Annotated in this window: 19 protein-coding genes and 3 pseudogenes; 4 read left to right on the plus strand and 18 right to left on the minus strand. The window is 40.3% G+C overall.

All coding sequences use genetic code 11. From position 1 onward, the window contains the following. The first annotated feature begins 298 nt into the window (after positions 1 to 298). Positions 299 to 829, plus strand: a complete 531-nt coding sequence (locus RDV63_RS00005) for a diguanylate cyclase (RefSeq protein WP_313907496.1) — start codon at positions 299 to 301, stop codon at positions 827 to 829. Further along, positions 829 to 906: a GGDEF domain-containing protein gene (locus RDV63_RS00010; protein WP_313910362.1), complete on the plus strand. Its 78-nt coding sequence runs from the start codon at positions 829 to 831 to the stop codon at positions 904 to 906. Before RDV63_RS00005 ends, RDV63_RS00010 begins: the two co-directional genes overlap by 1 nt. Positions 907 to 1191: 285 nt before the next feature. Here the strand turns inward: RDV63_RS00010 and RDV63_RS15215 are convergent. From RDV63_RS15215 to RDV63_RS15220, 16 genes and pseudogenes are all read right to left on the minus strand, one after another. Next, a pseudogene (locus tag RDV63_RS15215) lies at positions 1192 to 1984 on the minus strand (YjbH domain-containing protein). Next, complete coding sequence (locus tag RDV63_RS00030) at positions 1873 to 2556, minus strand: YjbH domain-containing protein (RefSeq protein WP_313910366.1); 684 nt, start codon at positions 2554 to 2556, stop codon at positions 1873 to 1875. Before RDV63_RS00030 ends, RDV63_RS15215 begins: the two are co-directional and overlap by 112 nt. Next, positions 2546 to 3058 (minus strand): YjbH domain-containing protein, encoded by a 513-nt coding sequence (locus tag RDV63_RS00035; RefSeq protein ID WP_313907498.1) that lies wholly within the window; start codon positions 3056 to 3058, stop codon positions 2546 to 2548. The genes RDV63_RS00030 and RDV63_RS00035 overlap by 11 nt, the downstream gene beginning before the upstream one ends. Then, entirely contained in the window at positions 3055 to 3288 is a 234-nt protein-coding gene (locus RDV63_RS00040; RefSeq protein ID WP_313907499.1) for a hypothetical protein, read from the minus strand. The genes RDV63_RS00035 and RDV63_RS00040 overlap by 4 nt, the downstream gene beginning before the upstream one ends. Continuing rightward, complete coding sequence (locus RDV63_RS00045; protein ID WP_313907500.1) at positions 3285 to 3986, minus strand: capsule biosynthesis GfcC family protein; 702 nt, start codon at positions 3984 to 3986, stop codon at positions 3285 to 3287. The genes RDV63_RS00040 and RDV63_RS00045 overlap by 4 nt, the downstream gene beginning before the upstream one ends. Positions 3987 to 4032: 46 nt before the next feature. Next, the gene (locus RDV63_RS00050) at positions 4033 to 4740 is read right to left on the minus strand and encodes a YjbF family lipoprotein (protein WP_313907501.1); all 708 of its coding nucleotides are present in this window, start codon (positions 4738 to 4740) and stop codon (positions 4033 to 4035) included. Between the two features lie 146 nt (positions 4741 to 4886). Then, entirely contained in the window at positions 4887 to 5234 is a 348-nt protein-coding gene (locus RDV63_RS00055) for a hypothetical protein (protein WP_313907502.1), read from the minus strand. 80 nt (positions 5235 to 5314) lie between these two features. Continuing rightward, positions 5315 to 5677 (minus strand): polysaccharide biosynthesis protein, encoded by a 363-nt coding sequence (locus RDV63_RS00060; RefSeq protein ID WP_409934848.1) that lies wholly within the window; start codon positions 5675 to 5677, stop codon positions 5315 to 5317. Then, positions 5674 to 6410, minus strand: a pseudogene (locus RDV63_RS00070) (UDP-N-acetylglucosamine 4,6-dehydratase family protein). Before RDV63_RS00070 ends, RDV63_RS00060 begins: the two are co-directional and overlap by 4 nt. Positions 6411 to 6622: 212 nt before the next feature. Further along, positions 6623 to 7285 carry a hypothetical protein gene (locus tag RDV63_RS00075; protein ID WP_313907504.1) on the minus strand — a complete coding sequence of 221 codons (663 nt, stop codon included), beginning with the start codon at positions 7283 to 7285 and terminating at the stop codon, positions 6623 to 6625. Between the two features lie 349 nt (positions 7286 to 7634). Further along, positions 7635 to 7946 (minus strand): hypothetical protein, encoded by a 312-nt coding sequence (locus RDV63_RS00080; protein WP_313907505.1) that lies wholly within the window; start codon positions 7944 to 7946, stop codon positions 7635 to 7637. Further along, positions 7927 to 8214, minus strand: coding sequence for a thioredoxin domain-containing protein (locus tag RDV63_RS00085; protein WP_313907506.1), 288 nt, complete (start codon positions 8212 to 8214; stop codon positions 7927 to 7929). The genes RDV63_RS00080 and RDV63_RS00085 overlap by 20 nt, the downstream gene beginning before the upstream one ends. A 496-nt stretch (positions 8215 to 8710) precedes the next feature. Next, on the minus strand, positions 8711 to 9166 hold the full coding sequence (locus RDV63_RS00090; RefSeq protein ID WP_313907507.1) for a hypothetical protein: 456 nt from the start codon (positions 9164 to 9166) through the stop codon (positions 8711 to 8713). Positions 9167 to 9571: 405 nt separating this feature from the next. Further along, positions 9572 to 9814 (minus strand): hypothetical protein, encoded by a 243-nt coding sequence (locus RDV63_RS00095; RefSeq protein WP_313907508.1) that lies wholly within the window; start codon positions 9812 to 9814, stop codon positions 9572 to 9574. 40 nt (positions 9815 to 9854) lie between these two features. Then, positions 9855 to 10121, minus strand: coding sequence for a DksA/TraR family C4-type zinc finger protein (locus tag RDV63_RS00100; RefSeq protein ID WP_313907509.1), 267 nt, complete (start codon positions 10119 to 10121; stop codon positions 9855 to 9857). Between the two features lie 86 nt (positions 10122 to 10207). Further along, a pseudogene (locus RDV63_RS15220) lies at positions 10208 to 10638 on the minus strand (MgtC/SapB family protein). Between the two features lie 136 nt (positions 10639 to 10774). Between RDV63_RS15220 and RDV63_RS00115 the strand changes: the two are divergent. Beyond that, entirely contained in the window at positions 10775 to 11512 is a 738-nt protein-coding gene (locus RDV63_RS00115; protein ID WP_313907511.1) for a PA domain-containing protein, read from the plus strand. Beyond that, on the plus strand, positions 11500 to 12387 hold the full coding sequence (locus RDV63_RS00120; protein WP_313907512.1) for a M28 family metallopeptidase: 888 nt from the start codon (positions 11500 to 11502) through the stop codon (positions 12385 to 12387). Before RDV63_RS00115 ends, RDV63_RS00120 begins: the two co-directional genes overlap by 13 nt. A 61-nt stretch (positions 12388 to 12448) precedes the next feature. On the opposite strand, the gene RDV63_RS00125 is transcribed toward RDV63_RS00120, so the two are convergent. Next, entirely contained in the window at positions 12449 to 13768 is a 1320-nt protein-coding gene (locus RDV63_RS00125) for a mechanosensitive ion channel family protein (protein ID WP_313907513.1), read from the minus strand. Between the two features lie 91 nt (positions 13769 to 13859). Then, positions 13860 to 15029, minus strand: coding sequence for a CynX/NimT family MFS transporter (locus tag RDV63_RS00130; protein ID WP_313907514.1), 1170 nt, complete (start codon positions 15027 to 15029; stop codon positions 13860 to 13862). Positions 15030 to 15105: the final 76 nt, after the last annotated feature.

Genomic DNA, 15105 nt, shown 5'->3' on the forward strand with positions numbered 1-15105 from the left:
GGGTGCGCCAAGGCGTAACTGCGCATAAAGACGAGCTACAAAAAAATATCCACAACATGCGCTGCCTTATTTTTATAAAACTATGCAAGAAACCTTTATTTCAATGTTAGTGATGTCTCTAAGCTACCAGCAGAAGCGCACGCTGAACAAGCTGAGTTTGTCCGGAGCATATTCAATCTATTCTGTGCTGTGCCATCCGTGCTGGTGATAAACTTATTGGTTTTGTCGGCTGCGATATGATTGGCCGCACCCGAACTGGACCAGCAATGATTTACGCCGCCTTAAATTAGTAGGCGAAATGATCGCTAATACTTTACAAAGTGTCGCCTATCGCCAGTCACTACACAGCATGCAACAACAATTATTATTAGCTAATGCCGACCTACAGCAACAAGCCATGCAAGACGGCTTGACAGGCATTGCTAACCGTCGCCGCTTTGATCAATGCTTACAACAAGAACTACAGCGTAGCGCCCGCAGCAACACCCCCTTAAGCTTAGTCATGTTAGATATTGACCGTTTTAAACTATACAACGACTACTACGGCCATCAAACGGGTGATGATGCTTTAAAAACCCTAGCCAATTGCTTAAGCGAAGTATTAAAACGACAAGGTGACATAGCCGCTCGTTATGGTGGCGAAGAGTTTGCCCTTATCCTGCCCGATAGCAGTTTAGAAGACGCTATGAATGTGAGTAAGAAAATTCAACAATTGTTACAAGAAGCAGCTATAGAACACAAACACTCTGATGTTAGCAAGCTACTCACTGTTAGCATTGGCTGTTGTAGCCTTATAGCCGATATAAAAACACTAAAGCTAGTCAGCTGATTAAAGCCGCTGATACGGCGTTATATGCAGCGAAGAGTAATGGCAGGAATAGGGTTGAAGTGAGTGGTGAGTGGTGAGGTGTTTAGTGGTGAGGTTTAGTGGTGAGTGTTTAGTGGTGAGTGTGTTTAGTGGTGAGTGTTTAGTGGTGAGTGTTTAGTGGTGAGTGACTAGTTCGCAGGGCGAACAGTGACTAGCTCACAAAGTGAGCGGTAACTAGCAGCTTTGCTGCGGTCACTCGTCACTGTTACCAAAGGTAACTTGTCACCGCTTGCCCAGCAAACTCGTCACTGCTTGCTGGGCGGTTTCTTAATCAAAAAATGGCGACCGGCTTTCAGTGGCATCAATCAAGTTAATTGGCTTATTTAACTTCTGGCCGCCATCGCGGGCAATAGGTACCCAGGTAAGCGTCCTCGGCCTTTAGCTGGCCGTAATGAAAACAAGTCAAAGGGTATAGAAACAAAAAAGCCTTTAGTAAAGCTTCCTTCCCCATATTGCTCGGCCGATAAGTTAGTTAATGCCGCATAAGCGCCCACGACAATACCGCTATCAAAACGTTTGGCCGCTTCAATAGTCACCCCTTTATCTTTTGCTAAATACTGACCAATATTAAAGGTTAGTTGAGTATTAGGCAGTATTTCTGGTTTCCAATATAGGTTAACAAAGCCGGTAAAAGCATTGTAATCAAAAAACTTTAAATCATTATGGTAAGAGCGCTGCCTAACGTAGTTAACATCAAAACCTATAGCAAAGTTACTATCTACGGACGATACAGCATTTCTGCACCTACACCGCCATACATAGTTTCTAAATAGCCGCCGTACACTTGAGCAAACACATTAGTTGATAACTGATCTTGCCATTGCAGATATAAGTTTTCCATACTTACCTGTTGCCTGTTACATACTCACGTATATAAGTACGTACCCTATGCACACCAGTATCCTGCGCATCAACTTTATAATTAAACTTATCAAAATTCTCTAATAAAGTAACTTTGGCAGTCGCATTAACACTAAAGTTTTCACCTAAACGGTAGCCACCACCTAAAAACACCCCTCCTTGATACATATAAAATGCTTCAGGGTTGCCAAAGGTCTGGATCCAAAAGGCTTCCATGCTGGTATAAAAACCAGTTGAATAAGGGATATCTGCCATTGCCAATATGGTTTCATCTGGTTTTGCCTAACATAAGTAGAAAGGACATTAGGCTCTAACACATCATAACGGGCAGCAGCTATAAAAGGCTCAACCTCTATCACCTTTTCAACCATAGCTAAATTGCCCGCATATTCGACTACTCTAATCCTTTTAATATAGCTGGGGATTTCATTAACTAATATTCGGCCTATCCGCTCTGTTGCTTCTGCATCATCACGGTAACTTAGTTGCTGACCATAAATAATAAATTCATCATCCGTCACCCTAGAGGTTTGCAATAAAAAACCTGCTTCCGTTAATAACATTCTGGGGATTATATCTTTATCAGTAATGCTAACTTTCTCTGCTAAAACTTGTGGTATAGGCTGCATAGCTGGTTTAATTTTAACCTGTTTAGCCTGGTGTAGGTTTAAAGCATAATGCACCCCAAAACCAAGAGTGTTACCTCGCTGATAATTGAGATCAAAACTAAAATTATTCCACTTATATACAGCACCAAGGTTCCAGCGGCTATCTTGGGTTAACTCACCTGCTCTATCACGGCTGTAGTCATTACCTTCATATTCCAGCTTTAAAGTTAGCGGCTGCCAAGGGTTTGGTACTCAATGCCGCCATATACAGAAGCTGCCCTTTAAAGAAACGCTGGTAATCAATCTTACCGCCTAAGCCACTAAAGCCACCAGGACGCTGACAAAAGCTATCTTTTATTTCACAAAATGGATTACTAATATTAGCTGCGCTACCTAAATAGCCCCAACCAATACCAAGATGAAAATCTAAGTCATGCCACTTTTTGCTAAAGGCTAAAAATTCACTTTCAAAAAAACCTGTGCCACCAAAGTCACGAAAGCCCACAGAAACTTGTGGTAAATAAGTACTTTCTTGCCACAAACGAAACTTAACATCTATACCTTTGTCTTTAAGAGTTTGATCACCACTAAATCCAGGTGAGTTGCTATATAACCGAGTGCGAACATCGGTATAACGCACCGTCGACTCCATCCAGTCAAATAGCTGTAAACTAAACGACCCAAAACGATACTCTTCGTTATCGGTATAATTAATCGTCATATCACCAGCTTCAGCCATACGTGCAGTCGGGGTTTGAATAAGCCGACACCACCATGGACCATTTGCGAAACACCACTAGCTGGTAACTGCCAGGTCTTTACTACAGACGATGGCGTATCCTGCTCAGTCGCCATAGTATTAAATGAACAAACAGCACAGCCTATAACTGAGGCTAATAACGAAATGCGTCTAGCTTTTACACTAGGCGTATTAAAACTTCTAGCTTTCATAATAAAACCCTATGACGTGCTAATGCTAAAATATCTTGGTTTAATTGCTGCCATTTAGCAGAGAACATCGCAGGTTTAAAAGGCACAAATAATTGCGCTCCTGGCATAGCTTCAATTTTTTGCTGCTGCCAAGCACCAAGAGTTACTTTGATAATACGGCCATCAGGTTGCACTACATATAAAGTGCCTTTATCAGCTGCAGCTAGTCGCGAAATATCTGAGATGTAGTCGCCTACCTTAGTTGCATTTTTATAGCTAATACGACTTGGCTGTTGCACTAAGCCAAATACGCTTAATTGGCTGGGCCTTTTATAAAGCTGTAATAGGTAACTGCCTGGTATAAAACGCGGATTTTGCGACGGTTTTGCTCTAGCAAAGTCGTAATCTATAGGGATTAACACCCTAGTCGCTAATGACCAAGCTTGTATTTGTGCTGTCATACTGTTTAAAGCTTGCTGTACATCAGCATCAGTTGCATAGTCGTGCTGCAACTGGCTTAACTGTTGTAAAATTTTCTGCTGCAGTAATTGGGCGCTGTTGTCATCGGTTTTAAACAAAGCTGATGCGGGCCAGTACCAATTATCAGTTAAGGCAACAGGCGCTAAAACATCTGCCAACCGAGGTATTTGTGATTGTTGTTCAGCAGCATAAATATAAAGCTGTTGGTTTATCTGTACCTTTACTTCCGCTTGTGCCATTAAACAATGCACAGAAATAAAGACCCCATAATAGCTATTACAAATTTCATGCTGCTGGTTGCTCCGTTTTCACCGCTTTACTTAGCTGCGCCTGCTTAGCTAGCTCTCTTGCTACTTTACTAACAAAAATCAATTGCATAGGCTCAGTAAAGGGGGCTAATTGTTTGCTTTGCAGCAGAACACCACTGCTGGCATCAAACCAAAATATATTTTGCCAGCGTTGATCGAAGCGCAAAAAGTTAGCAGGAGTAGCATAATCTAAGTATTCAATTACCTTAGTTACTGCAATATCTTGTTGAAAAACATTAATGGTATGCCCTGTCTCCACCTTAAAAGATGAGCTTACGCTATAGCCATACTCACCTGCACGCCAATCAACTAGGCGCTGCCAATGGCTTTGTTCGTTTATAGCTTGCCAGTTAGCAATAGGATCAGTAGTTGTAGCTGTTAGCTTAAGTAAATCATTACTAAAGCCTAAGGTTTTGGTAATACGGCCATTATTGGTAATAAGCATAGCTTGGTCAGAAGAAATCCATTTTAAGTCACCCTGCTCTACAAACATTAACGCCATAACACTTTGCGGACGGTCACCGTGAGTCACATATAAGAAGTCAAAGTCTGCGTTAGATACCTCTGCCAAGGTTAAGCTGGCATCAGGTTGGCGAGTAAAAGCTAGTTGTAGCGTGTCTTTATACGAATGATAAGTACCTGCACATGACGTTAGACTATTATTACAGCTGCAGCTGCCAACCATTTCAGCAAAACCATAGAATACCCAACCTAAAAAAGTATAAATATTACCCTAAAAGCGACTATATTAAAGAAGTGATTTACTACTTTTAATATATAATATTTCAATAAAAAAGCCGCCCTGTGGCGGCTTTTTAAACGACTTAAAACTTACTGAACAATTGCAGGGTAAGTAAAGGTTACAGTCGCAGTTGTAGTACCGGTGCCCGTACCAGTAACAGTAGTAGTAGTGGTACCTGTACAAATACCATTTACGGGAGCTGCATCACCTGTATTACAGGTTTCTACTGGGTCAACTGGGGTTACCACTGAAGTACTGCTACTGTTAGACACTATTGCAGCAACAACAGCCACACCTACTACACCAGCTGCTACTGTTGTAGTGGCTACACCACCAATAGTACTACCAGGGGCAAAAAAACCACCTGCTTTATCATCTTGAGCGTTAACACCTAAAGATAACAACAACGCCGAAGCGGCAATAACTAATTTCTTCATCACTAATTCCTTATGCCAAATTTAAACTTACAATTACTGTTAAGAGTAAACTAAAAGACTACTATACTCAACTAACTTATCTATTTTTTTAAGCCTCTTAACGATTTTAAAGCTAAAAGCCTGCTACTGACCCAAAGCTTTTTTGCCAACTGTGCATTAATATCTATTACTTCTGTTTTTCTGGCTTTTGCAACCAAATCAGTCACACTTGAATGGTTAAACTCCGTTGGCGCTGCTTGCAATAAGTCAACTATTTCTTGAACAGCAAAGTCACTACAGTAAGCATCTAGTTGCAACAAAACCCTTTCCATTTCAGGCCAAGTTAAACACACCTCATCAGCCGCCATAATTCTTGGATGCTCAGTATCTCGAACATTATCACCAATCAACAACTCTTCAAATAACTTTTCACCTGGGCGTAACCCTGTGTATTGTATTTCTATATCACCACTGGAATGAACTTCATCTTTACTTCTAACCCCATTAAATGGATCATTCGCCTTGCTAAATCAGCTATTTTTACCGGCTCGCCCATATCTAGCACAAATACATCACCACTGCCGCCCATAGCACCAGCTTGGATAACTAGCTGCGCCGCCTCGGGTATAGTCATAAAATAACGAATAATATCTTTATGAGTTACCGTTACAGGGCCACCACGGCGAATTTGCTCTCTAAACAAAGGTACTACCGAGCCACTAGAGCCTAATACATTACCAAAACGGACCATACAAAAACGGGTTTTTGTTTGCCGCTTAGCTAAAGCTTGCAATACTAACTCTGCTAAGCGCTTCGACGCGCCCATTACATTTGTTGGCCTAACCGCTTTATCAGTTGAAATAAGCACAAAGTTTTCTACCTTAGCGCAATGGCGGCTTCAGCCGCGTACCAGGTGCCAAAAACGTTGTTAGTCACGCCTTCAACAATATTATATTCAACCAGCGGCACATGCTTATAAGCCGCAGCATGGTATACCGTATCTACCATAAAAGCAGACATAACAGACTGCATCCGCTCACGCCTTTGCACTGAGCCCATAATAGGTAGTAATTTAATCTCTAGCTGTTGCCTAGCTATGGTTGCACTTAACTCTTGCTCTATGGTGTATAAGCTAAACTCACAGCGCTCAAACAACACTAATGCTTTTGGTGCACATAATAAAATTTGCCGACACAACTCTGAGCCAATAGAACCACCAGCTCGGTTACCATAACCACTTTACCGCGAATATTGGCTTCCAGTAATTTAGTTTGTGGTGCTACTGTGCCTCACGGCCTAATAAATCTTCAATTTTAACATCTTGTAGCTCATCAATCTTCATTGAGCCATCAACTAAATCACTCATACCAGGAATAGACTGCACAGGTATAGGTAACTTTCTAGCGAGTCTAATACTTCACGCCGACGTGAGCGCGAAGCCGAAGCAAGGCTAATAAAATACGACTAACATTTTTCTTTTTAACTAAAATATTTATAGCTGAAGGATTACCAACCGGAATACCCAAAATTGTTGAACGCTGCAAAGTTGTATCGTCATCAATAAATACCACTGGATGATACTGCTCACCATTAAATAAAGCTTGAGCAAGCTGACGCCCAGATGAGCCAGCACCGTAAATTAATACTCGTTCTTTGTGGCCATTATTACGTTGCACAAAAAACACTCTGGCCAATAAGCGAATACCACCTGCACTAATTAAAGATAAAATAGCGTAAACAAAAATTAAGTTACCCTTATCTTCAACGTCAAAGGCTTTAAATAATAAGGCTAATATAATGGCGTTACTTACAATACCAGCCAATATAGCACCTAAGGCATGCTGGCCAATATAACGAATAACTGCCCGATACAACCCTAATTTAACAAAAAGCAATAATGTGAACGGTAAAGTGATAACAAAGGCAAGTGCAATACTAGTTGCTTGATAAGAATCTGTACCTTGAGTAAGAAAATAAGCACCAATGAAAGAACAACTTAAAAACACAACATCAAATAATACCGAAATTGCGCGCTTAATATAGCGAGGTAAGCCTAATAGAAATGCCAACATGGAACAGCCCCGTGTTTAGTTTATGCTTGATAAAACAAAAAGGAGATAACATAAATTACAAAGCTGCCATTTTATACTTAATGCACAAACAAACTAGTCTCAATACAGTGTAGACTATTGCTGAGTAATTAGCCTTATACTCTTACCGTTAAACATAAAGACCATAGTTTACATCCTGTAACTGAACCTAAGATGTACTACTATGGTCAAGATGCATCGTTAAAAGCAGACTAAGATTGCCAAACCAAGTGTTTAACACACTAAGATAACAAAGTATTAAAACTAGAGAGTATTATATAATAAATCTAGCCTTACTTTGCTAGCTCATCAATAATTTTACTGAACTCTTCTACGCTTTTGCACCAACAATAATTTCATAGTCAGTTACAGTATCGCCATCAATACGGCCTATAACAAAGGCTGGTGTATCGCCTAACCCCATTTCACTGGCATATTTTGCTGATAACGTAACGCTATTGTGAACATCAGTATTTTTTAAGCAATGTTGAAATGCGTCGCTATCTAAAGAAAAAGTATCTGGGATCGTGTTGAGATAATCTAAAGTTAAGCCTGAGGCACCAATTGAAAACAGCTCATTTTTAACCTCTGCATATTTATTTTGTGGTTTGCACAGCGTAAAATTACCGCTGCCATACCGCATTTTTATGTAAATTCAGTAATGGCAATTCACGGCCTACAAATAAAAGCTTATTGGTATCGATATACGCTTGTTTTAACTCTGGATATACTTCTTCATGAAATTTTTTGCAAAACGGACAGTGTAAGTCTGTAAATTCAATTATGGCTACATTGGCGTTGTTGCTTCCAACACGTATACCGTCCGCCATTTCAATTGAGTCAGGCCTTACGCGATCACCCATACCTATTTTACGGGCGATTAGAGCCTGTAATTGCTTTACTTCTGCCAACTCGGCTTTTAGAGCATTAATTTCAGCTTCCTGAGGGGATGCACAACCTTGCAGCCATAAGTACCTAACAGTACAAAAACAATTTTTATTAACTTCATTTATGTTCCTTAATTAAAAAAGCCCTCGATAACGAGGGCTTAATATTAACTAACTAAAAAGAGTTATTACTCTCTCCAGTCGTTTAAGTCTAATACTGGAGTTACACGGTCGCCAGTTGATAAACGCTGTACACCGAAACCGTGAACTTTGTCACGAGGAGCAGTAACAGTGAATGTCATAGTTTGACGTCTGTCGTGTGAGCTAGTTTCAACACCAGTTGCACCAGCAGCATAGCCACCGTCAGCACCTAAGTAACCAGCTTCAGTTTCAGCTTGAGCAATTACGTCAGGAATAAAGTAAACTACTGATGATTTAGCAGGTACTTGGCCTAAAGATACAGCTTCAACAGCACGGTTAGCAACAGTACCATCAGCTGATTCGCCGAAAACATCAACAGTTACTTCAGCAGCTTCGCTATGCTCGTTAGTAATACGAACGAAGTTACCTTCTGCATTAAAGGTATAAGGTACTTTAATACAGCGCCGTTAACACCGATGTTGTGAGTTAACTTGTTCGCTTCACAGTGATCAAGCAAGTTAGCATCATCGAAGTCTAACGTGTAGTGCGTGTTAACTTTGTAGTTAAAGTTCATGATATCAGCTGGAGATGTATTAGTAACAACATAATACATTTCGTTGTATAAAGCACCATCTAATACTGTGCCTACTGCAGCAGGGTTAACTTCTGGGTCACCGCCAGTTGCATCTGGTGTGAACACGTCTGTAGCATAAGTGTCATACACTGTAGCGGTAGCTAAAGTTGTACCAAACTCACCCCAAAGGATACCTGATTCAACAACTTCTTGAGTATCTAAAACACCTGTTGCTGCTAAACGTGCATTCCATAAACCCATTTCAACGTTTGAACGTGGGTCAGAAGAGGCAACAAAAGCAGTTTTTAGGTAGTCATCAACTTGTAATACAACAGCGCGCGATCTAAAACAGGCGCACGGTCATAGAAAGCTGTTTTATAAACAGCTTCGTGCTGCTTAGCAACTAACTGGTTAGTCACATCAGATGCATCATAACAAACTCAGTACGAGCAACTACAGCTGCACCAGCGCTATCAGCACTTCTGCGTTCACTTCAACTTCAGCTGTAGTGCCGCCATGTAAAGCATAGAATTGCGGAGTTATATCGATAATTTTTGTACTAGAAACACCACCTTCGATATTAAACCTGTACCACCGTCTGTTCTAGCATAAGTAGCACGAATACTTACTGACTGGTTAGATTCAGCAGTTGTACAAGTCGTGTTTTCAATTTTTAAACCTACTGGAACGATATCTGCTAAACAGTGCCACTAGAAATAATGAAAACGCTAAACGTGTACCAGCACCAATAGTAATACCAGCTTTAGTTAAGAAAGTAACAGCACCAGTACCATCTAAAACGCCGTCAGAAGAGGCTACAGCAACAAAAGTACCAGCATTATCTAAATCTTCTTTAACTAAGTGAATTTGGTTAGCGTTACCGTGAAATTTAGCACCAGTTAATTCCATACGAATTTCTGTGCCTGCAGTAACAGATATTAATCACAACTCACCTTAGTTGACTATCCTTACTACCTCGACGATTAATACCTGAAGATGCCGTTTGTTGTTTTTCTAACTGCTGCTGACATTGCACGCACATGCGAACACCGGGAATTGCTTCGCGTCGTGCCTTAGGGATAGCGCAGCCACACTCTTCACAGTGCGCTAGACTCTCCCCCTGGTTTAATTGGCTTCTAGCTTGCTGTACTGCGTCTTCAACGCTAGCATCTATTTGCTCTTGAGTGGCGCCATCTCGTGTCCAACCGCCAGCCATGCACAACTCCAAATAAATAATTAATTAAAAATAAGTTTAGTAAGTATAGTTGAGATTAAGTAACTGCGATTTATTATAATGAAGCACTAAACAATCTTGTTTTTCACTTTACCTATAATTTTTAATGTCACAAAAGTCATTACGCTTAAAGCTATGGCAATCTCTATCCGCTCTAAACCAACTGCTATACCAACAGCACCGGTTGACCAAATAGCAGCGGCAGTGGAGGTGCCACTAACCTGGGATGAGCTTTTTAAAATAGCGCCGCCCCAATAAAGCCTATTCCCGTCACAATACCAGCAATAATCTTGCCTTGTGCATCAGGATCAGTAAATGCTGACATAGCTAAAATGGTAAAAGTACAAGCTGCCATAGACACTAACGGAAAAGTACGTAATCCTGCCGAGCGGCTACTAGACTCTCGCTCCCATGCCGTTAAAAATGGTAACAACAGTGCAATAAATAACTGGACGATATTTTTGACAACTTGTTCTATATCTATATTAAATAATTCCATCGCTAAGCTTCCCTATCAACTAGCAGGGTGAATAATGGCCAAATAAAGCTAATTAAGCTTGTTCTACCTCATGTATAGACATCTTGTCGCACTATACTTTATAGTCAAACTCTGTTTACTCATGGGTATATAAATAATGACTCGATTAAAAATTAGTTGTGCTTTGCTTAGCTTGCTACTTGTAGCTTGCTCAGAGCCGGCATCTGTGACTAAAAATGACATTCCTACTGTAGAAGTTAATTTAGACAATGTACACCAAGATATCAAAGTATTAGCCTCAGACGAATTTGCTGGCCGTGGACCTTTAACAGCTGGCGAAACCTTAACCATCAACTACTTAGCTAAACAGTATCAAGATATAGGCTTAATAGGTGCTGTTGCTGGTGAGTATTTACAGCCGGTTGAGATCGCTCAATTAACACCAGACCCAAATATGCATTTAACTATTGGTGAATTAAACTTTACCGCAGGTAGCGACTTTACAGCTCGTACCCAACAAATTCAGCCATTAATAGAGTTAAAAAACTCAGATGTAATTTTTGTTGGATACGGTATTAAGGCGCCAGAGTATCAGTGGAATGACTTTAAAGATGTTGATGTTAAAGGTAAGACAATCATTGTTTTAGTAAACGATCCTGGCTTTGCTACCCAAGACGATGATTTATTTACCGGTAATGCAATGACTTATTATGGTCGCTGGACTTATAAATACGAAGAAGCCGCACGTCAAGGTGCCGCTGCGGTATTTATTGTCCATGAAACCGCCCCTGCTGCTTACCCATGGAGCGTTGTAGAAAGCTCTAACACCGGCAGTAAATATACCTTAATGGATAACAATAAAATGCTTCACAAATTCCTATTATGGGCTGGATAGATGTTGCAGCCGCTGAAGCTGTTTTTCAACAAGCAAATCTTGATTATCATCAGTTAAAGCAACAAGCTCTTAGCCCTGAGTTCAAAGCAGTTGCCCTTAATAGCCAAGCAAATTTAACCCTAAAAAATCAGCTAGTCATGGCTAAATCACATAATGTGGTGGCGCAACTTACTGGCAGCGAATCACCAAATGAATACATTGTTATCGGTGCTCATTGGGATCATTTTGGTGCTATTGAAACAGAAACTGGAACAAAAATATTTAATGGTGCTGTCGATAACGCTTCAGGCACAGCCGCTACCTTAGAAATAGCGCGTATAATGGCAAAAATGCATCAAAACAAACCTTTTAAGCGTTCAATAGTATTTGTTAACTTTACCGCTGAAGAGACCGGTTTAATTGGCTCAGAACAATTTGCCCGTGGCAATATTATTCCAACCAAACAAATGGTCGCTTTATTAAATATTGACGGTATGAATGTTTTAGAGGGTACTGATTATATTTTACAGTATGGTAAAGGCTTATCAGAAATGGAAGATTATTTAGTACAAGCTGCCAAGGCCCAAGGCCGCAGTGTGAAAATGGATCCTAGACCGCAAAACGGTCTATTTTTCCGTTCTGATCACTTTTCTTTAGCAAAACAAGGCGTACCAAGTTTATTATTTATGAGCTTAGGCGATACCGACCCTGACTACATAGCTCACAGGTACCATAAAGAAAGCGATATTTATTTTCCAGAATGGTCATTAGGTGGTGTTAAACAAGATATTGAATTAATAGTCGATATTGCTACGCAATTAGCTAACAATGGCGATTGGCCAAAGTGGAAAGCTGAATCAGACTTTAAAACTCGCAGGTTACAAGACCGACCTTAGTGCTTTACTAAAATAAAGTTTTCAACTAAAAACCGCCCAATTTGGGCGGTTTTATTGTTTATTAACCTTGTTCAACCTGCTGTGGCTTGGCTTCAACACTTAGCACCGAGCTTGATGATGACGGTCCTCTTAATGCCCTAATATCGTGCCCTGTTGGTGACTCATGCGCTCTTAAACCAAACTCACGTAATACGGCAAACACATGGTCAAAAATGTCTGCTTGAATATTCTCATATTCAGCCCACTTAGTGGTATTAGTAAAGGCATAAATCTCAATTGGCAAGCCATCGGTCGTTGGGCCTAACTGTCGCACTAATAAGGTCATTTCTTGATGAATAGACGGATGCGACTTTAAAAAAGATAGTAAGTAGTTTCTAAAGGTACCTATATTGGTTAGCCTGCGACCATTTATAGTCAGCGACATATCAACTTGCTTTTTACTATTGGACTGTTCTATGTCTTTAGTCTTTTGCTCTAAATAACTGCCTAGCAACTCTGCTTTACTTAGCCGTTGAATCATAGCTTCATCTAAAAAACAAATGCTACTAGTATCAATTAAAACACTACGTTTAATTCGTCGACCTCCCGACTCAGACATGCCGCGCCAGTTCTTAAAAGAGTCTGAGATCAAGGCATAAGTAGGCACTGTCGTGATGGTTTTATCCCAGTTGCGTACTTTAACAGTGGTTAAACCTATATCAATCACATCGCCATCTGCACCATATTTAGGCATTTCTAGCCAGTCACCCACAGACAACATTGAGTTAGCTGATAATTGAATACCCGCAACTAAACCTAGGATAGGATCTTTAAACACCAACATTAATACTGCTGATAAAGCACCCAAACCACTTAATAACAAGAGTGGCGATTTACCCATAAATAATGAAACAGCTAATACCACAACAAAAATACTTCCTATTAGCTTAGCTGTTTGCAGCACACCACGAAGCGGGAAACGCATCTCTGTAATTTTGCTATAGGCTAACCTTTCTAAAAAATCTAAAAAGGAAAAGAACACTAATAAACTAAATAATAAAATCCACTGATCAGTCGCAACTTTAATAAACCATAACAATGAATCGGTACTTTCAAACCATAAACCGGCTTGCACTTGCAATACTATGGCTTGAACAATAAAAGCGACACGTTGAAATAGCTTATGCGTAAGTAGCAATTGCTGCCAATTCCCTTTAGCTTTAGTGGCTAACTTAGTTACTAAACCAAAAACTGGGCCATGCAAAAAATAATGCACAAAAACAGTAAACAATACTAACCAAGCTAAAACTAAGCCATCAAAAGCCAACTCTGCCTGATTAGGCATATATCTTTCTAACCAAGTAATTAAAAACTCTTGAAACTTTCCTCGTAAACCATCCACTTTGCCGATTCTCCTTTGTGCAGACTAAACATAGGTGTTGCTTATATTAAGCTAAATCAATCGCAATTACTGTTTAAGTACAGTCACTAACCTAGTTAACCTTATTTTTATTGCTGCTTTGTTCAAAGCAGCCAAATAATATAGACAATAACACCATCACTAAAGCGGCAACAACAAGACCGCTAAAGGGAAGTATATAATTATCACTTCTATCGCGTAATACTCCGACTATAGCGGGCGCCAGTGAACCAAGACAAAAGCCAAAGGTTAGCATCATAGAAGTTAAACTAGCCGCTTGTATGGGAGTATCTGTTTGTTGAACAGGTAAGGTAAGTGAAATAGCAAACATACCGGTTAAAGCCATACCTGAAAAAACACAAACCAACCAAGGTAATTGCATAGGCCACAGCGTAATACTCATTAACGATAAAGCTACTACCGAATTCATCACAATTAATAATTGATAGATCTTAGGCAGCCAACGCAATAAAGCCGGAGCAATAAAGGCGCCTACTAATCCAGCAAACATAAAAAGGCTAGCATAATGACTGGCCTGCACTAATGTTGCTCCTGCTTCCTCATAACGCGCCACTAACCAAGTTGTCAGCGAATAAAATAAGCCACTTTGTAAAGCAAACAACAAGGTAAATATCCACGCTTTTATTGAGTTTAGCGGTAATTTAGGTGCAGTTGTCCGGATATGATTAACTTGTTTAGGTAATAAAGGCTGCCAAACACACCAGGCCAAAAGTACGGGCAAACTCCACGTTGCCATGGCCCAACGCCAATCTTGTAAATAAGCTAGTAAAGGTACCGTAAACACTAAACCAAAGGCAGCACCTAAGGTAATGCTAAGGGTATAAATTGGCATTATTGTGCCTAAGCGCTGATTAAAGCGTAATTTAATAAAGCCAGCCATTAAGGTGCCACAAATGGCAATACCAACACCAATACCAATAGCCGTTAACAACAAAACCAGAGGATTATTGGCCCAAAAACGTAGCGCTAACGACAAGGTTAATATAGCTAGTGCCGCACTAATACAGCGCTCTAAGCCAAAACGTGCCGCAAGCCAAGGCGAGACAACGGCCATTATCCCCATCATTAAAACCGGTAAAGTCGTAATTAGCCCCACCGCAGCACGGGATAGCCCAGTATCGGCAACAATGAGCTCAATAAGAGGTGCTATAGAAGTTAAAGCCGGCCTTAAGTTAAGACTAACCAGTACTAACGCTATCAGCGGTAGTAATCGAATATGCATAAAATAACCAAAAGGTTTTCACAGTTATCTAATCAAAAATGGCTGTCAAACAACAGCCATAATACAGTTGACGCAA

Origin of the sequence: Rheinheimera sp. MMS21-TC3 (assembly GCF_032229285.1) — a bacterium.
Classification (GTDB): Bacteria; Pseudomonadota; Gammaproteobacteria; order Enterobacterales; family Alteromonadaceae; genus Alishewanella.